Genomic DNA, 18,846 nt, shown 5'->3' with positions numbered 1-18,846 from the left:
GTTCTGATATTGCTTTAGTTTTAAAGCAATGCTCACTACGCGACGGCGAACATCACGTACAGACCCAGACCCACAGCGATCATCGGGATAGCATCCACAAGACCCATAACGATAAAGAACTGTGTACGCAGCAGAGGAATCAGATCAGGCTGGCGTGCAGCGCCTTCCAGAAATTTACCCCCGAGGATGCCGATACCGATCGCAGCACCGATTGCCGCCAGACCCATCATCACAGCGGCAGCCATGTACAGCAGATCCATATTCAGGTTTTCCATGACAGTCTCCAGTTTGTTTCAGTTAAAACGCAGTAGTAGTGTTAGTAAAATTAATGCTCTTCAGATGCCATCGACAGATAGACAATCGTCAGAACCATGAAAATGAAGGCTTGCAGCGTAATGATCAGGATGTGGAAGATAGCCCACGGAACGTTAAGCAACCACTGTGACCACCACGGCAGCAGACCAGCAATCAGAATGAAAATCAGCTCACCCGCATACATGTTACCGAACAGTCGCAAACCAAGAGAAACAGGTTTGGACAATAAACTGACCCCTTCCAGAATCAGGTTCACGGGAATAAACACCGGATGATTGAACGGCTGGAGCGTCAACTCTTTCGCGAAGCCACCAACGCCTTTCATTTTGATGCTGTAGAAAAGAATAAGAACGAAGACACCCAATGCCATGGACAAAGTGACGTTCACATCAGCAGACGGAACAACACGCAACGCCGGCAGGCCAAGGACATGCTCGGCAATAAATGGCAGCAAGTCGATTGGCAGCAAGTCCATCAGGTTCATCAGGAAGACCCAGACAAAAATCGTCAGGGCCAACGGTGCAATAACCTTGCTTTTGCCATGGTACATGTCTTTGACACTGCCATGAACAAAACCAACGATTAATTCAACCGCTGTCTGGAATTTGCCTGGCACGCCCGTCGTTGCACGTTTCGCAACACGGTGGAAAATAACCAGGAACAACAAACCCAGAACCACTGAGAAAAACATGGAGTCAATATTCAGCGTCCAGAATGTGGCCGGGGGGTTTTGCGGATCCACCATTGAGAATGTACGCAGGTCAATCTGTAAGTTATGCAGATGGTGACCTATGTATTCCTGCGGTGTAGAGATTTCTCCTGCAGACATGATGCCTCTTACCCTTTGTTGTTAATTACAGCTGGTGCCAGTATCTGTACAACCAGCACCAATAACCATGTCACTATCAGCGGCAGCCAAACCGCCTTAAATACGCCCAACGCCACAACCAGAATAGCAAACGTTGCCACTACTTTTACGCCTTCGCCAATGGCGAACGACCAGGCCAGACGACCTTTAGTGAATGTTTGCGCCTGATGACGCCAGGCAAAAATCATAAAAACTACGTTAGGCAGCCAAACCGCCACACCTCCACCAAGAGCGGAAGCTCCCCATACGGGGTCTTTGAGGCAAAAAAGCAATCCACTTGCTATCAAAGCCAAAAATTGAACGAACAGAAGCTTAAGCGCTACGTTTCTACTCATGAGCGACACTGACATAACGTGAATAACTCCTGCTCCCTTTGAGGTATGTCGCGAGTCGTATAAAACTGTCTTTATGGCTCAGAGTCAAGTTCCAAAAAGCGAGCAAATTATACGGGGCGAACACGTGAATTCAAACAATAAGTAGCAAAAAGGTGAACAAATGTTTAAATAATTTTCTGTGCGCCTTTTTTCTAAAGTTTTGTTCAAACCGCAATCAGTTCACCAAAATTACCAATTAAGTGGTAACCATGTCGTTAAAAGCGTGCCACCGATCACAAATCCAACAATTTTCTGCTCATCAATTTAAGAATAAACTGGAAAACAAAAAACATATCCTTATGAAAAATAAGTGCATTATTTAAATATTTTTAGAAAAAAGCCTAAAACACAATAAAAACCTTTTATTGACATTTAACTAAAAAATTTAACTTTTACTCTCTTCTAACAGACTGTATCTTTTGCTCGCTCATATTTGCCATGTTTACTATTTATAAAGTTAACAAAAAGAGTGACGTTAATTATCGGGAAATAAGTAGTAAAAAAATTGTGACATGTAACCAACTATTACACTGATTTAGCACGGCTTTTTTAACGATTAAGAAACAACTGTATTTCCACTTTTTTTGATAAATATTAATTTTTTTTTGGTCGAATAATCACCAGATGACGCTCACCTTCCAGCTCAGGTACTGACAGAGGAATAACTTTTTCCACCGCCAGGCCCTGTGGCAGGCCGTCTATCTCATCCTGAGGTAACACGCCTTTCAGGGCATAGAAGAAACCGTTATCAGCAGGAAGATGATGGCACCACGTCACCATATCGGTCAGCGATGCAAATGCACGACTAAGGACACCGTCAAATGCCGGGTCTGCGGGAAAATCTTCTACCCGGCTTTGCACTGGTGTGATGTTCTCCAGTTTTAGCTCATGTTGCACCTGGCGCAGAAACCGAACACGCTTGCCTAAGCTATCGAGTAAAGTGAAGTGTGAATCCGGGCAGACAATAGCCAGAGGAACGCCAGGCAGTCCAGGGCCAGTTCCTACATCGATAAAACGCTGCCCTGACAGATACGGAGCAACCACAATACTGTCCATGATATGGCGCACCAGCATTTCCTGTGGGTCACGCACGGAAGTCAGGTTATATGCCTTATTCCATTTGTTGAGCAGTTCAACATAAGCCAGTAACTGGCTTTTCTGGTGAGAGGACAGCGTAATCCCCGCGTCATCCAACAGATGAGATAGTTTATTCAGCATATTGAGCACAACGTTACCTATAAAAAAATGGCCAGGTTAACCCTGGCCAGACAGTTACCTGTATCTTAGCAGTATCAGGCAGTGCGGCGAAGCAACCCTTGTTTTTTCAGCCACACCAGCAAAATGGAAATAGCAGCAGGCGTGACACCTGAAATGCGCGAAGCCTGCCCAATGGATGACGGTTTATGGTCATTCAGTTTCGCAGTAACTTCATTGGACAAACCAGAAACCTGACGGTAATCCAGCGTGGCAGGAAGTACCGTATTCTCGTTGCGCAGTTGTTTTTCAATTTCATCCTGCTGACGGGCAATATAGCCTTCGTACTTAACCTGAATCTCAACCTGCTCAGCAGCCTGTGCATCTGACAGTGCTGGTGCAAACTGGGAAAGCGAGGTTAACTGCTGGTACGTCATTTCCGGGCGGCGTAGTAAATCTTCACCACTGGCTTCACGGGTCAACGGCGATTTGAGCAGTGAATTCACCTCAGTTGCATGTTCAGATGCCGGATGAACCCAGGTTTCTTTCAGACGCTGGCGTTCACGCTCAATGTGTTCCAGTTTCTGGTTAAAGAGTGCCCAGCGCTCATCATCCACCAGCCCAAGCTCGCGCCCAGTCTCGGTTAAACGTAAGTCTGCGTTATCTTCCCTCAACATCAGGCGATATTCAGCCCGGGAAGTAAACATGCGGTAAGGCTCTTTGGTACCCAGTGTGCACAGGTCATCAACCAGCACGCCTAAATAGGCCTGATCACGGCGTGGTGACCACCCTTCCAGGTCTGCAGAATAACGCCCGGCATTAAGCCCGGCCAGCAACCCCTGAGCTGCAGCTTCTTCATAACCTGTTGTGCCATTGATTTGTCCGGCAAAGAACAGGCCATGGATATACTTGCTTTCCAGTGTAGGTTTGAGATCACGCGGATCGAAGAAATCATACTCAATGGCATACCCGGGGCGAACGATCTTTGCATTAGCCATCCCGTCCATAGAGCGAACAATTTGCATTTGGACATCAAACGGCAGGCTGGTGGATATCCCGTTGGGGTAAATTTCGTTGCTGGTCAGCCCTTCCGGCTCCAGGAAGATCTGGTGCGCATTGCGATCAGCAAAACGCATAACTTTGTCTTCAATCGACGGACAATAACGAGGGCCAATGCCTTCTATCACACCAGCATACATTGGGCTGCGGTCCAGATTATTACGAATCACGTCGTGAGTGCGTTCGTTAGTATGCGTGATATAGCAAGGGACCTGCTGGGGGTGTTGGCTTGCAGAACCCAGGAAAGAAAAGACCGGCATCGGGTTATCCCCATGCTGTTGAGCCAGCACTGAGAAATCGATAGTCCGGGCATCAATACGCGGCGGTGTTCCTGTCTTCAGCCGGCTGACACGCAAAGGCAATTCACGCAAGCGGCGAGAAAGTGGTATAGACGGCGGATCGCCAGCCCGGCCACCGCTGTAGTTATCCAGGCCAATATGAATTTTGCCGTCAAGGAATGTCCCGACAGTTAACACCACTGCTTTTGCACGAAATTTCAGGCCCATTTGGGTGACAGCACCAACGACCTGGTCGTTTTCGACAATCAGATCTTCAACTGCTTGTTGGAAGATCATCAGGTTTGGCTGGTTTTCCAAAGCAGTGCGAACTGCCTGTCGGTAAAGAACACGGTCTGCCTGAGCGCGGGTTGCTCTCACTGCGGGGCCTTTGCTGGCGTTTAGTATCCTAAACTGGATACCGGCCTGATCGATAGCTTTCGCCATCAGTCCACCAAGCGCATCCACTTCCTTAACCAAATGTCCTTTGCCAATACCGCCAATAGCCGGGTTACAGGACATCTGCCCCAGAGTGTCGATATTGTGTGTCAGTAAAAGGGTCTGTTGGCCCATTCGGGCTGCAGCCATTGCTGCTTCAGTCCCTGCGTGACCCCCGCCAATGATGATGACGTCAAAAGGATCTGGATAAAACATGGTTACTAAGCCTCGCTGTTGCGAATTTGCGAAAGAGGATTTCTTGCCCCGGGCCGGGGATTCTACTCAACTTTAGTCGATTGAGAAAGCACCAGGATCGAAGGTATTAAAAAGAAGATCTTTATATAGAGATCTGTTTTATTATGATCTCTTATTATGATCGCATTATGTTGTGGATAAGTGATTATTCACCTTTTAATACAGGTGATTAGGGTGGATCATTAGCTGTGAATGATCGGTGATCCCATGCCGTATAAGCTGGGATCAGTTTAGCGACTTACTCACACCCCAAAAAACATACGATCATTGTACATTGGATAACTACTGGTTGATCCAAGCTTTTACGCAGAGTTATCCACAACCAACTGCGCGATCTTTACACTCTTGGGAGTAAATTTTTCCAGGAAAGCAGCCATTCTTCTGCCGGATCTTCCGGAATTTCATGATCAAGAATGTTTATTTTTAGTGGTTCGCCAAGACGGCGTGCACCACAAGCCTGCAACAGGCTGCTCAGTTTGTCTATTGCTTCGCAGAATGTGTCATACTCACGGCTGCCAATACCAATCGCTCCGAACTGCACACCACTTAAATCAGGCTTACCTGCTTCAATGGCATCATATAAAGGCTGAAGGTTATCGGGCAGATCTCCCGCACCATGAGTTGATGTTACGACCAGCCAGTAACCAGATTGATTGAGTGCTTCCAGTTCCGGACCATGAAGTGTCCGGGTGGTAAACCCATCAGCATCCAGCAATGAAGCCAGATGTTCTGCGACATATTCAGCACTACCCAGCGTACTGCCAGTTATCAACGTTATTTCTGCCATGGTTCCTGCCTTCAACAAACCGTGGCGTATTGTACGCTGTGAATCGCATGGGATCTACCTGTGGATAATATGGGTATTTGTTTGTATGAATTAAGGCGTGATCGTCCGCATGATGGGATTCTGTAAGGAGATCAGCGTTTCCGTAGACTGTATCTCATCAATAGTCTGAATTTTGTTGATAAGTACTTGCTGCAGTGCATCAATAGATTTGCACATCACTTTAATGAAGATACTGTAATGCCCCGTGGTGTAATAAGCTTCTGTCACCTCTTCAAGACTTTCCAGCCGGGCCAGCGCGGAAGGGTAATCTTTGGCACTCTTTAAAATAATGCCAATAAAGCAGCACACGTCGTAACCCAACTGTTTTGGACTGATATCAACCCGGGTGCCGGTGATGATCCCTGCCTGCTTCATTTTTTCAACCCGCACATGAATGGTCCCTGCGCTGACGCCAAATTGTTTGGCCAGCTCAGCATAAGCCGTTCGGGCGTTAGCCATTAAGGCCTTGAGGATGTCGCGATCAAGATTATCGAGAGAGTAGTTTTCCATGAGCAATTCCAGGCAAGATAAACTTTGTTGGTGTTAGCTGCAGGCATAATAAAGAAAGTGAGGGCATTCGGGTATGCCTGTGCTATCAGAAATGGCGTTTGAACTGACGGGCCAGACGAGTGCCTGGGCCTGTATCAAACCGCCAGATATGGTCGAAAATACGCATGATGCCGGGCTTGCCATGAGGTGACATTGCAACAGCATGGAAACGGTGGTGGTGCTGGTTTTGCAACAGTCTGACTTTGTTTATTACTTCTTCGGGCAGGCGCTGAGCAATAAAATCCGAGATTATCACAGCATCGGCATCAGCCCAGTGTGCAGTTTGCATGTGTTTCACTACTTCTTCAAAACATCTGACGAGATCAGTGCCTCCCCGGAACCGCTGGCTGAGAAAACGTATCGCTTGCTGGAGTCCATCTTTTGCGGTGAGTTCATAACTGACTATTTCGCTGGAAAAGAGCATGACATAGCATCGACGGTCTTCTCTTAGCGCAATGCGCATTAACGCCAGGCAGAAGGCTTTTGCACACTGCTCATTAAACCCACCCATAGAGCCTGAGGTGTCGACACAGGCAATAAACGGCCCTTTGGGTTGCTCATCCATTTCTTGCTGGTGTGACGGACGCTGGACGATTTTTTCCCGCCATGCATCACCCTGCAGGCGGTAGGTCATCAATTGTTTATCAAGTAACCGGCGGTAAAACTCGTACTCCAGCTCTGAGATACCCAGTGCTGCCAGTTCTGGCGGCAGTAACCGCAGAATATCATCGCTCTGGTGTAGCCCTTCGATTTGTTCTGGTACGGTGGCGGGTTCGCGCACCATAACCCGGGTCATCTCTGGTGGTGCATTATTTTTAGGGACACTTTTTGCGGCGTTTGCCCGGCCAAGTTGTTCTGCCAGGCGCATTAACTCAGGTTGGGTATTTAAGAACTCGCTGTACTGAATTAACTGGCTGATATTCTCTGTGGCAAGATTACTGCTGCTCATATCCCATAAACGGCCTGATGTTCGGTCATTATCGCTGAGCAATGGGTCCAGTTGCCGGGTGAGTTGCAGGCGTTTAAGCAACTCAGCCATAAGTCGTTCCTGCTCTTCTGCCAATAATTGATTGTTAAGTGTCGTTGCGCGCATTATCAGGCTGACACGCCAGCGTTGTAAAAAGAGTGTATGCAATGCAGGGGTGACAGGGGGAGCTTCAGCTATAAGCTCCAGCCCCTGAGCAGCAAATGACGAATTCAGTTCTGTAAGTTGGCTGACGAGACCTGAACATTGCTGGCTGAATTGTGCTGTAGACTGTAACTGAACAGCCCGGAATAACATGACTTCTTGTTCGAGATGTTTTGGCAGCAATGTGCTGTTTAATCGGGATTTAAGTTCATCCTGCCAGCGAGGAAGATCGTTGTTTACTGTTTTTTTTAATCGCGGGTATTTCTCAAAAAATGCAATTAACTGTGGTGCCGCCAGAAGCGTCACTATCAGTTCTTCCACCAGCCCGGTTTCACTAATGGCCAGCATGGTATCCAGTGCGGAAAGCGTTAGCATTGGCGAGCCTGTTTTATTTGCGCGCCTACATCCTGCAGGCTGGCCTCGATTTGCCCTAACCAGTCACTTTCAATGAACAGGCATTTTTGTTGCTCATTAAACAGCGCATGCTGTTTACGCCAACGGGTTTCGAGGTCATCCAGTTGTTGCCTGATATCATCGGGAAGTCCCTGTTGTGGTTTCCCGGGGAGTGCCAGTGTGGTGCCTTGCATGCTGACATCACGAATAACCAGGTGTTGTTTATTATCGACCTCAAGTTGTAAAGGTTGAGCAAAGCCTGTCCCATTCAGTTTGCCACGAATTTCGCCACCTTTCTGTAACCACTGATCCATCGCCATTCGGTCCAGCGTAATATGAATGACGTTCATATCATGCAGCCTGAGCGACTTTTGGAGCACCAGTGTCAGGGTTGTTGCTTCCAGCCCTTCGGGAAGTGAATAGCTTTGGCGCCGTCCAAAAAATGTATTCTGTTGTTTTATAAGGGTAAGTGCATTGTATTCGCTTTGTTTTTGCTGTTGTATCAGTCGCTGTTGCTGAATGGCACTGAGTTCACTCAGCAATGTGTTTTGTTGCCAGGCTGAACCGGTCATCAAAAGCGTAATTTGCTGCTGGACCATTTTGAGACTGTCCATATCGTGCCACAGGCAATCTTTAAGCAGAATAAGATCGATGGGGGATAACTGTTCCCGTCCGCTAAAGAAGGCGCAGGCTTGCAATAAACGTAAGGCTTTTTTCCAGCGACGATCTGAAATATAAGGGGATTCCGGCTGTTGCCCCAGCTGTTGGCGGAGCTGGAACAGCAATTCGAACACATTATCCGGCAGGGTGATTTTAGTAATTGCCTTTTGCCAGTCGGCAAATTCTTCATCAGAGACTTGCAGGCCTTCTGCCACTGGGTTTTCATGCTCATCCTGATGGCTTATCAGCATGGCGCGGAAGTTATTTTTTTCCTGCACTTTATCCAGCCACAAGCGAATAAGCATACGGTCGTACAGTGCTTCCAGGCTGCTGTCTGCTTCAGGGAGTTCGTTAGAAGCGGTAACCAGAAGGCGCATAGGAATAGCTGCTTCATTTGCTCCATTACGAAACCGTCGCTCATTAATCGCTGTGAGTAATGTATTCAGTATCGCCGGCCCGGCTTTCCAAATTTCATCGAGAAAAACAATCTCAGCACTGGGCAAATACCCTTCAGTAAGGCGCTCATAACGCCCTTCATCTTTTAAGGCCTGGATGGATAGCGGGCCAAAAACTTCTTCCGGGGTAGAAAAACGGGTCATCAGGTATTCGAAAGCACGGGCATGGCGGAATGCGAATTTCAATCGACGTGCAATCAAACTCTTGGCAATACCTGGTGGGCCTAACAGAAAAACACTTTCACCACTAAGGGCTGCCAGCAGGCACAACCTGATGGCATGTTGACGTTCATATAAGCCTTTTTCCAGTGACTGGCTGAGGCGTGAAATTCTTTCCGCCAGTAAATGCGCTTGAACCATAATTTATCTGTTTCTCATCCGGTTAATGCGATGTATCGGAAGTATATACGCTTCATCCTGTATGCTGCAGTATCTCTGGTTTTTCGTTGTGTTATTCGTGATAAAGGCTGTCTTCATGGGGAAAGGTTGCGTATCTCGGGTAAACCATGCTGCTTTTCATCATGGTTGTTACGTCCTGTACCCTGGGATTCACTACATCGCTCAGTACTCACTGGAATGATGTGGTCTGTAGATGTTTGTTATAGATACTAAAATAAGCCAGTAATCAGTGTATAAGTAATTTGCGCTAAATTAACTGAATACGATTTAGGGGTACGATTTTTTTCACAATCGTGCATACTGAGCGCTTTTTGTGGGCCAAGGGACTAAGCACACGAGTTAAATCTAAACGAAAAGATTAGTCTATGAGCACTGAAAACAAGCAGGCTTTGCCAGCGGTTACACTGGCTGCTATCGGGGTGGTTTACGGCGATATAGGTACCAGTCCACTTTATACATTGCGTGAATGTCTCTCAGGTCAGTTCGGTTTTGGCGTTGAATATGGCGCTGTATTGGGGTTTCTATCTCTGATTTTTTGGTTACTGATTTTTGTCGTTTCCATCAAATATCTGACTTTTGTTATGCGGGCTGATAACGCTGGCGAAGGGGGGATACTGACATTAATGTCGCTTGCCGGGCGTAATACCACGGCTAAAATGACGTCAGTTCTGGTTATTATGGGGCTGATTGGCGGCAGTTTTTTCTATGGGGAAGTGGTTATCACCCCTGCAATTTCGGTTATGTCTGCCATTGAAGGTCTGGAAATTGCGGCCCCTTCACTGGATCCTTATATTGTTCCGCTTTCTATTATTGTTCTGACATTGCTCTTCATGATTCAAAAGCATGGTACAGGAATGGTCGGCAAACTTTTTGCGCCCATTATGCTAACCTGGTTTGCGGTGCTTGCTGTGTTAGGTGCCAGAAGTATTTTGGCTAATCCGGAAGTTCTCAATGCAATTAATCCCATCTGGGCAGTGCGTTTCTTTATTGAGCATAAAGAAGTGTCATTCCTGGCCTTAGGGGCAGTCGTTCTCTCTATTACTGGTGTTGAAGCTTTGTATGCTGATATGGGGCATTTTGGCAAATTACCCATTCGGATTGCCTGGTTTGCGGTGGTGTTACCGTCTTTAATCTTGAACTATTTTGGTCAGGGAGCCTTATTACTAAAAAACCCTGAGACTATCAAAAATCCCTTCTTCTTGTTAGCGCCTGACTGGGCCTTGATTCCCTTGTTGATTCTGGCAACACTGGCAACTGTTATCGCCTCTCAGGCTGTTATTTCCGGTGTATTCTCTTTAACCCGGCAAGCTGTGCGTTTGGGGTATCTGTCGCCCATGAAGATAATTCACACCTCAGAGCGGGAATCCGGGCAGATTTATATTCCGGTCATTAACTGGATGCTCTATTTCGCCGTGGTTCTGGTGATAATTGGGTTTGAACACTCCAGCAATCTGGCGGCCGCTTATGGTATAGCCGTAACCGGGACAATGGTGCTGACTTCTATGCTTGCCTGTACTGTGGCGCGTAAAAATTGGCACTGGAACAAGGTTGTGGTGGGAATCATTTTAGTAACATTACTGAGTGTTGATATTCCTTTGTTCTCAGCTAATTTGCAGAAGGTGTTGTCAGGTGGGTGGTTACCGCTGACCCTTGGCTTGCTGATGTTTATTGTCATGACTACCTGGAAAAGCGAGCGTTTTCGCCTGCTGCGCCGAATGCATGAACATGGCAATTCTCTGGAAGCCATGATTGCTTCCCTGGAAAAATCACCCCCGGTTCGTGTACCTGGTACTGCGGTATATATGTCGCGGGCACTTAATGTGATTCCATTTGCCCTGTTGCACAATCTTAAACACAACAAGGTACTGCATGAACGTGTGATTTTACTAACCCTGCGTACCGAAGATGCACCCTATGTTCACAATGTACGGCGTGTATCCATTGAGCAGCTATCACCTACGTTCTGGCGGGTTGTCGCCAGTTATGGGTGGCGTGAAACGCCAAATGTAGAAGAAGTATTCCATCGTTGCGGCCTGGAGGGATTAACCTGCCGGATGATGGAAACCTCCTTCTTTATGTCGCATGAGTCTTTGATTATTGGCGGAAAACGCCCATGGTATCTGCGGTTGCGTGGCAAACTGTTCATTTTGTTGCAGCGTAATGCCTTGCGGGCACCAGACCAATTTGAAATACCTCCTAACCGTGTTATCGAACTGGGTACTCAGGTCGAAATCTGACGCACGTACTCTGATGTTGGCAAGGAAGCCAGCACATATCACCATTTTCCCCCACAATGGTTCACTTCACTTTATTCTCTGGTTGTAAAAATCAGCGAAACGTTTCGATGGTGATCACATTTCTTTAACTCATCAGTTGTTGAACAGGCTTTTGAGCCGCTACACTTCTTTCAGCGAAACGTTTCGCTGATGGAGTGTAGAGATGAAAAAAGGCACTGTTCTGAACGCTGATATTTCTTCTGTTATTTCCCGTCTGGGGCATACAGATACTGTCGCCATTGGTGATGCAGGGCTTCCTGTTCCAGCATCAACCCAACGTATTGATCTGGCATTGACTCATGGTGTGCCTGGTTTTTTGCAAGTTTTTGGCGTGGTTATACAAGAAATGCAGGTTGAAGCAGTGACTCTGGCTGAAGAAATTAAGCAGCACAATCCCACTCTTCATGAAACGTTGCTTGAGCAAATCAGGCAGCTGCAGCAACACCAGGGGAATCAAATTGAAGTGACTTATGTCCTTCATGAAAAATTTAAAAAACAAACCGCAGATTGTAAGGCGGTCATTCGCAGCGGGGAGTGTTCCCCGTATGCGAATATTATTCTTCACGCAGGCGTGACCTTTTAGGGGTTTCTATGGACGCGTTACTGCAACTCAAAGGGATCGATAAAGCGTTCCCGGGCGTAAAAGCATTATCAGGTGCTTCATTAAATGTCTGGCCAGGCCGGGTTATGGCGCTGGTGGGCGAAAATGGTGCGGGTAAATCCACCATGATGAAAGTGCTTACCGGAATCTATTCCCGTGATGCCGGAGAACTTCTTTGGCTGGGAAAAGAGACAACATTCAGCGGGCCTAAAGCTTCCCAGGAAGCGGGTATTGGCATTATTCACCAGGAACTTAACCTTATCCCGCAACTGACTGTAGCTGAGAATATTTTTCTTGGCCGCGAGTTTGTTAACCGGGTTGGGCGTATTGACTGGAAACGTATGTATCGCGAAGCCGATGCACTCCTTAAGCACCTGAATTTACGTTTTACCAGTGACTATCTGGTGGGTGACTTATCTATCGGCGATCAGCAAATGGTTGAAATCGCTAAAGTGCTGAGTTTTGAATCCCGAGTCATCATTATGGATGAGCCAACGGATGCGCTGACTGATACCGAAACTGAGTCGTTGTTCCATGTCATTCGTGAGCTGAAAGCTCAAGGGCGTGGCATTGTATATATCTCGCATCGTATGAAAGAGATCTTTGAAATCTGTGACGATGTGACCGTTTTTCGTGACGGGCAATTTATTGCCGAACGTGAAGTCAGCTCACTCACAGAAGACAGCCTGATAGAAATGATGGTTGGGCGCAAACTCGAAGAGCAATATCCGCATATTGATAATGAGCCTGGTGATGTTCGCCTGAAGGTGGATAACCTGTGCGGACCAGGTGTGCATGACATTAGTTTTACGTTACGTAAAGGCGAAATCCTGGGGGTTTCCGGGTTGATGGGCGCCGGACGTACAGAGCTCATGAAGGTGCTATATGGTGCACTGCAACGTACCAGTGGTTATGTCACGCTTGATGGGCATGAGGTTGTTACGCATTCTCCGCAAGATGGCCTGGCGAACGGCATCGTTTATATCTCGGAAGATCGGAAAAAAGACGGTCTGGTGCTGGGGATGTCCGTTAAAGAGAATATGTCTTTGACCGCCTTGCGTTACTTCAGCCATGGCGGCGGCAGCCTGAAACATAAAGATGAACAACAGGCTGTCAGTGATTTTATTCGCCTGTTTAATATCAAAACACCGTCAATGAACCAAATCATTGGTTTCTTATCTGGGGGGAATCAGCAAAAAGTGGCTATTGCCCGCGGCCTGATGACCCGTCCTAAAGTCCTTATCCTTGATGAACCGACTCGTGGTGTGGATGTCGGGGCAAAAAAAGAGATCTATCAGCTTATTAACCAGTTTAAGGCAGAAGGACTGAGCATCATTCTGGTCTCATCTGAAATGCCTGAAGTGCTTGGTATGAGTGATCGCATTATGGTGATGCATGAAGGGCATCACGGTGGTGAATTTACACGCGAGCAGGCCACTCAGGAAGTCCTGATGGCAGCCGCCGTTGGCAAGCTTACCCGTGTGTAACAGGAGCAAAAAATGAGTACCCAGTCTATTCCATCCCGTCGCTGGTTCAGTAAGGCCTGGCTGATGGAGCAAAAATCGTTGATTGCGCTCCTGGTGCTGATTGCCATTGTATCTACAATGAGCCCTAACTTTTTCACAGTAAACAACCTGTTTAATATTCTCCAGCAAACCTCCGTGAATGCCATTATGGCTGTGGGGATGACGCTGGTTATTCTCACCTCTGGTATTGATTTGTCCGTTGGTTCATTACTGGCACTTACGGGCGCTGTGGCCGCATCCATTGTGGGGATTGAAGTCAATTCACTGGTTGCCATAGCTGCTGCTCTGGCACTGGGTGCTGCTATTGGCGGCGTTACCGGGGTAATTGTTGCGAAAGGGCGGGTGCAGGCATTTATTGCTACGCTGGTAATGATGCTGTTACTGCGTGGGGTAACCATGGTGTACACCGATGGCAGCCCGGTTAACACAGGGTTCTCCGCTAACGCAGACTTGTTTGGCTGGTTTGGTATTGGCCGCCCACTGGGTATCCCAACTCCTGTATGGATTATGGCAATCGTGTTCGCCGGTGCATGGTATATGTTGCACCATACGCGACTGGGCCGTTACATCTATGCGCTGGGTGGTAATGAAGCCGCCACCCGTCTTTCCGGGATAAGTGTTGATAAAGTAAAGATTATTGTCTATTCCCTGTGTGGCCTGCTGGCTTCTCTGGCTGGCATTATTGAGGTCGCGCGTCTTTCTTCTGCGCAGCCTACTGCCGGTACGGGATATGAATTAGATGCGATTGCCGCTGTGGTTCTCGGCGGGACCAGCCTGGCTGGCGGGAAAGGGCGCATTATGGGAACACTAATCGGCGCACTGATTCTTGGCTTCCTGAATAATGGTTTGAATTTATTAGGTGTTTCTTCCTATTACCAGATGATCGTCAAAGCGGTTGTAATTTTGTTGGCGGTGCTGGTAGACAACAAAAAGCAGTAATTCATTACTCTACAGGACATCTTGATATGAATATGAAAAAACTGGCAACCCTTGTTTCTGCTGTTGCTCTGAGTGCCACTGTCAGTGCAAATGCCATGGCAAAAGATACCATCGCACTGGTTATTTCTACACTGAATAACCCGTTCTTTGTTTCCCTGAAAGACGGTGCTCAAAAAGAGGCGAATAAACTGGGTTATAACCTGGTGGTTCTGGATTCTCAAAACAACCCAGCGAAAGAGTTAGCCAACGTACAGGATCTGACGGTACGCGGCACTAAACTGATACTGATTAACCCAACAGATTCCGATGCTGTTGGTAATGCAGTGAAAATGGCTAACCAGGCCAAAATCCCGGTTATCACACTGGATCGCATGGCAAATCACGGCACTGTTGTCAGCCATATTGCTTCTGATAACGTTGCTGGTGGGAAAATGGCAGGTGACTTTATTGCAAAAAAACTTGGCAATAATGCAAAAGTTATTGAGTTACAAGGGATTGCCGGGACGTCAGCTGCACGTGAACGTGGAGAAGGTTTTGCCCAGGCGGTCGCAGCACATAAATTTGATATTCTTGCCAGCCAGCCTGCAGACTTCGACCGGACAAAAGGCCTGAACGTTATGCAGAACCTGCTGACTGCGCATCCTGATGTACAGGCGGTGTTTGCGCAGAATGATGAAATGGCGCTTGGCGCGTTGCGCGCTCTGCAGACAGCCGGGAAATCAAACGTGTTGGTTGTTGGCTTTGATGGTACAGATGATGGTATCAAAGCTGTTGAAAGTGGAAAAATGGGTGCCACAGTTGCCCAACAACCGGAGCAAATTGGTGTTATCGGCGTTGAAACGGCAGATAAAGTGCTTAAAGGCGAAAAAGTTGAAGCTAAAATTCCGGTGGCTCTGAAACTGGTTACTAAATAATTAGACATTAAGAAAAGCATGGCAGCGCCACCGGTAAGGTGGCGCACTAAAAAGGACATCCTGATAATGAAGACCACTGAGAAGCTTGTTGTTCTGGGGAGTATCAATGCGGACCATATTCTTAACCTTGCGCAATTTCCAACGCCGGGGGAAACGGTAACAGGTCAGCATTATCAGGTTGCCTTTGGTGGCAAAGGTGCCAACCAGGCCGTTGCTGCCGGCCGTAGTGGCGCGAATATTTCTTTTATCGCTTGTGTTGGAAGTGATGATATTGGTCAGCAAGTACGCCGGCAGTTAGCCAGCGACAACATTGATGTCTCGCCGGTTGATTCTGTTGATGAGGAATCAACCGGGGTAGCGCTTATCTTTGTTAACCAGGACGGTGAAAACGTTATCGGTATTCATGCAGGTGCCAATAGCGCACTGACGCCTGACCGGGTGGAAAAGCACAGTACACTAATTGCCAGTGCATCGGCATTATTGATGCAACTGGAGTCTCCGGTGGAAAGTGTACTTGCTGCGGCCCGTATTGCTCATCAGAACGATACCACCGTTATTCTCAACCCTGCGCCAGCTTGCCCACTTTCTGATGAATTACTGTCGCTGGTGGATATTATTACACCTAATGAAACAGAAGCAGAGAAATTAACCGGTATTTGTGTTGAGACAGAAGCTGATGCCTCCAAAGCGGCACAAAAATTACATGAAAAAGGTATTGGTATTGTCCTGATAACCATGGGTAGCCGTGGTGTGTGGGTAAGTGACGGAAGTATCAATGAGCGTATTGCCGGGTTCAAAGTTAAAGCAGTTGATACGATAGCAGCTGGTGATACGTTTAATGGTGCGCTGGTTACTGCACTGATTGAAGGGAAGCCATTGCGGGATGCCATTCGTTTTGGTCATGCCGCGGCCGCCATTGCGGTAACCCGCAAAGGTGCTCAGCCATCTGTGCCATGGCGTGAAGAGATTGACCGTTTTCTTTCTGAGCAAGGATAGTTTTTGTGGCGACAATGAAAGATGTGGCGCGGCTGGCCGGGGTTTCCACATCAACGGTTTCTCATGTCATCAATAATGACCGCTATGTCAGCGACCCAGTGCGTGAAAAAGTCGAGTCGGCTGTAAAACAGCTTAACTATGCGCCTTCAGCATTAGCCAGAAGCCTGAAGTTGAACCAGACCCGTACTATTGGGATGCTGATTACCGCCAGTACCAATCCGTTTTATTCGGAACTGGTTCGTGGCGTGGAACGGAGTTGTTTCGAGCGGGGTTACAGCCTGGTGCTGTGTAATACTGAAGGCGATGAACAGCGTATGAACCGCAACCTGGAAACATTGCTGCAAAAGCGTGTTGATGGGCTGCTGTTATTGTGTACGGAGACACACCAGCCTTCTCCCGCTATTATTGCGCGTTACCCGGCAATTCCTATTGTCATGATGGACTGGGAGCCATTCAGTGGTCCCAGTGATTTGATTCAGGATAACTCACTACTGGGAGGTGATATGGCCACTCAGTATCTTATTGACAAAGGTTACCAGCGTATCGCTTGTATTACTGGCCCATTGGATAAAACACCTTCCCGCCTGCGTCTTGAAGGTTACCGTGCTGCCATGTCTCGTGCAGGGTTAACGATTCCTGTAGGGTATGAAATTACCGGTGATTTTGAGTTTTCAGGTGGCTACCAGGCAATGCAGTCATTACTTGCGTTACCTGAGCGGCCTGACGCTGTTTTTGCCGGTAATGATGCGATGGCTGTTGGCGCATATCAGGCTCTGTATCAGGCAGGAGTGTCTGTGCCTCAGGATATGGCCGTTATTGGTTATGATGATATTGAACTGGCGCAATATATGACACCGCCACTTACTACTATTCATCAGCCAAAAGATGAACTGGGTGAGCTGGCAATTGATGTGCTCATTCATCGTATGGCTGAACCAGCACAGCAGCAGCAGCGTTTACAGCTTACGCCAGAACTTATCATCAGGGGTTCCGCTTAGTTAGTCATGCATTTTTCTGGCGATTAAATTTCTTCCGTCTTTCTTTTTCAGCATTAAAAAGACGGCTGCAGACAGCATTGTGATTAAGCCCATCGTCATGAACGTATGGTGGAATTGCGCAACAGTATCAAGATGCGGAAATCCGGCATAGAACCGCAAAATTACAGCGCTCACTGCCACGCCAAGGCTAATGGATAATTGCTGTGTAACGGCCAGAACACTGTTCCCGCTACTGGCATTTTCATCGGACAGATCGGCAAGTGTAATGGTATTCATGGATGTAAACTGTGTAGACATTGCCATGCCTAAAATGAATAGCGGTAAAATCAGTTCCCATAATGCCATGCCCGGGGATTGCAGGGAGAACTGAGCAATCATCAGGCCAATAAAAAGAGTAATACCCACCAGTGTGTTGCGGTAGCCGAATTTCCTCAGTACTTGTGTCACTGTCGATTTCGCCAGAATAGACCCCACCGCCGTTGGTGCCATCATACAACCAGCCAAAAACGCCGGGAAACCAAATCCTACCTGAAGCATTAATGGCATCAAGAAAGGGACACACCCGGTGCCAAGGCGGGAGGCTATATTGCCCAGAATACCTACCGAGAATGTGCGTGTTCTGAATAATGGCAAGGCAATCAGTGGTGCAGGGTGGTTACGAGCATGGGCCACATACCCCAGCAGCAAAACGACGCCTCCCAGCGTAATACTGCCAGCCAGCCATGGCTCAACAATCTTTTCACCAAATAACTCAACACCACTGGAGATAAGAACCAGACTCAGGCCAAATAATAAAAAGCCTGGTAGATCAAAATGCCTTGGGGGTGTCGTAAAATTCGGCATGTACTTTCTGGCATAAAGCAGCCCCATGATTCCTATCGGAATGTTAATGAGAAATATCCAGTGCCAGCTTGCCCATGTAACAAGAATCCCTCCCAGTAAAGGACCTAAGATCGGGCCAACCAACCCAGGCATAGTGACAAAGTTTAAAACCGGAAGCAGTTCACTGCGTGGGTAAGCGCGCAATAATGCAAGCCTGGCGACGGGCATCATCATTGCCCCACCAACCCCTTGAATGACACGGAAGATGACCAGTTGGCCCAGAGACACGGATAGCGCGCATGCCAGAGAGCCCAGTGTAAACAAGGTGACCGCAATCATAAAAACCCGGCGTGTACCGAATCTGTCTGCCAGCCATCCGCTAACAGGAATCAGCATCGCGACGGTCAGTGTGTAACTTATTATCGCTGATTGCATTGCTAAAGGAGAGCGATTCAGGCTGTGAGCAATAGCCGGAAGTGCTGTGTTTAAGATAGTTGCGTCCAGCGCCTGCATAAAGAAAGCCATCGCGGCTATCCATGGCAGGCCAGACATGCTTCGGGCTTTATGGAGCATACCAATCCTGTT

At 47.7% G+C, this 18,846-nt stretch carries 17 protein-coding genes; 7 read left to right on the top strand and 10 right to left on the bottom strand.

From position 1 onward, the window contains the following. Positions 1-35: 35 nt before the first annotated feature. The 9 genes from atpE to ravA all read right to left on the bottom strand — a co-directional run bounded on the left by atpE (position 36) and on the right by ravA (position 9,150). A complete protein-coding gene (gene atpE, locus MPHASIOC01_RS27480) occupies positions 36-275 on the bottom strand; it encodes a F0F1 ATP synthase subunit C (protein WP_000429386.1) in 240 nt (79 codons plus the stop codon). Between the two features lie 50 nt (positions 276-325). Then, complete coding sequence (gene atpB / locus MPHASIOC01_RS27475) at positions 326-1,144, bottom strand: F0F1 ATP synthase subunit A (protein ID WP_064597227.1); 819 nt, start codon at positions 1,142-1,144, stop codon at positions 326-328. An 8-nt stretch (positions 1,145-1,152) separates the two neighbouring features. Beyond that, positions 1,153-1,533, bottom strand: coding sequence for a F0F1 ATP synthase subunit I (gene atpI / locus MPHASIOC01_RS27470; protein WP_064597225.1), 381 nt, complete (start codon positions 1,531-1,533; stop codon positions 1,153-1,155). A 618-nt stretch (positions 1,534-2,151) separates the two neighbouring features. Further along, entirely contained in the window at positions 2,152-2,775 is a 624-nt protein-coding gene (rsmG, locus tag MPHASIOC01_RS27465; RefSeq protein ID WP_064598015.1) for a 16S rRNA (guanine(527)-N(7))-methyltransferase RsmG, read from the bottom strand. Between the two features lie 74 nt (positions 2,776-2,849). Further along, complete coding sequence (gene mnmG / locus MPHASIOC01_RS27460) at positions 2,850-4,739, bottom strand: tRNA uridine-5-carboxymethylaminomethyl(34) synthesis enzyme MnmG (protein ID WP_353613667.1); 1,890 nt, start codon at positions 4,737-4,739, stop codon at positions 2,850-2,852. A 376-nt stretch (positions 4,740-5,115) separates the two neighbouring features. After that, positions 5,116-5,565 carry an FMN-binding protein MioC gene (gene mioC / locus MPHASIOC01_RS27455; protein WP_064597223.1) on the bottom strand — a complete coding sequence of 150 codons (450 nt, stop codon included), beginning with the start codon at positions 5,563-5,565 and terminating at the stop codon, positions 5,116-5,118. A gap of 90 nt (positions 5,566-5,655) precedes the next feature. Next, entirely contained in the window at positions 5,656-6,114 is a 459-nt protein-coding gene (asnC, locus tag MPHASIOC01_RS27450) for a transcriptional regulator AsnC (RefSeq protein ID WP_036114033.1), read from the bottom strand. A gap of 85 nt (positions 6,115-6,199) precedes the next feature. Continuing rightward, on the bottom strand, positions 6,200-7,657 hold the full coding sequence (gene viaA / locus MPHASIOC01_RS27445; protein ID WP_064597221.1) for an ATPase RavA stimulator ViaA: 1,458 nt from the start codon (positions 7,655-7,657) through the stop codon (positions 6,200-6,202). Next, positions 7,651-9,150: an ATPase RavA gene (ravA, locus tag MPHASIOC01_RS27440; RefSeq protein ID WP_064597219.1), complete on the bottom strand. Its 1,500-nt coding sequence runs from the start codon at positions 9,148-9,150 to the stop codon at positions 7,651-7,653. Before ravA ends, viaA begins: the two co-directional genes overlap by 7 nt. Positions 9,151-9,554: 404 nt before the next feature. Here ravA and kup point away from each other — a divergent pair, with 404 nt between their 5' ends. The 7 genes from kup (at position 9,555) to rbsR (ending at position 17,439) form a co-directional block, all read left to right on the top strand. Beyond that, positions 9,555-11,426, top strand: coding sequence for a low affinity potassium transporter Kup (gene kup / locus MPHASIOC01_RS27435; protein WP_064597217.1), 1,872 nt, complete (start codon positions 9,555-9,557; stop codon positions 11,424-11,426). 202 nt (positions 11,427-11,628) lie between these two features. Continuing rightward, positions 11,629-12,048: a D-ribose pyranase gene (gene rbsD, locus MPHASIOC01_RS27430; protein WP_064597215.1), complete on the top strand. Its 420-nt coding sequence runs from the start codon at positions 11,629-11,631 to the stop codon at positions 12,046-12,048. Between the two features lie 8 nt (positions 12,049-12,056). After that, on the top strand, positions 12,057-13,553 hold the full coding sequence (rbsA, locus tag MPHASIOC01_RS27425) for a ribose ABC transporter ATP-binding protein RbsA (RefSeq protein ID WP_064597213.1): 1,497 nt from the start codon (positions 12,057-12,059) through the stop codon (positions 13,551-13,553). Positions 13,554-13,565: 12 nt separating this feature from the next. After that, positions 13,566-14,531, top strand: a complete 966-nt coding sequence (gene rbsC, locus MPHASIOC01_RS27420) for a ribose ABC transporter permease (protein ID WP_064597211.1) — start codon at positions 13,566-13,568, stop codon at positions 14,529-14,531. A gap of 26 nt (positions 14,532-14,557) precedes the next feature. Beyond that, positions 14,558-15,445, top strand: coding sequence for a ribose ABC transporter substrate-binding protein RbsB (gene rbsB, locus MPHASIOC01_RS27415; RefSeq protein ID WP_353613666.1), 888 nt, complete (start codon positions 14,558-14,560; stop codon positions 15,443-15,445). 66 nt (positions 15,446-15,511) lie between these two features. After that, positions 15,512-16,441, top strand: coding sequence for a ribokinase (rbsK, locus tag MPHASIOC01_RS27410; protein WP_064597207.1), 930 nt, complete (start codon positions 15,512-15,514; stop codon positions 16,439-16,441). A gap of 14 nt (positions 16,442-16,455) precedes the next feature. Continuing rightward, a complete protein-coding gene (gene rbsR, locus MPHASIOC01_RS27405; protein ID WP_064597205.1) occupies positions 16,456-17,439 on the top strand; it encodes a ribose operon transcriptional repressor RbsR in 984 nt (327 codons plus the stop codon). On the opposite strand, the gene mdtD is transcribed toward rbsR, so the two are convergent. Then, entirely contained in the window at positions 17,440-18,834 is a 1,395-nt protein-coding gene (gene mdtD, locus MPHASIOC01_RS27400) for a multidrug transporter subunit MdtD (protein ID WP_064597203.1), read from the bottom strand. Positions 18,835-18,846 lie beyond the last annotated feature (12 nt).

This window comes from Mangrovibacter phragmitis (genome assembly GCF_040429585.1).
Lineage (GTDB): Bacteria > Pseudomonadota > Gammaproteobacteria > Enterobacterales > Enterobacteriaceae > Mangrovibacter > Mangrovibacter phragmitis.
This window is presented reverse-complemented; position numbering and strand designations above follow the sequence as displayed.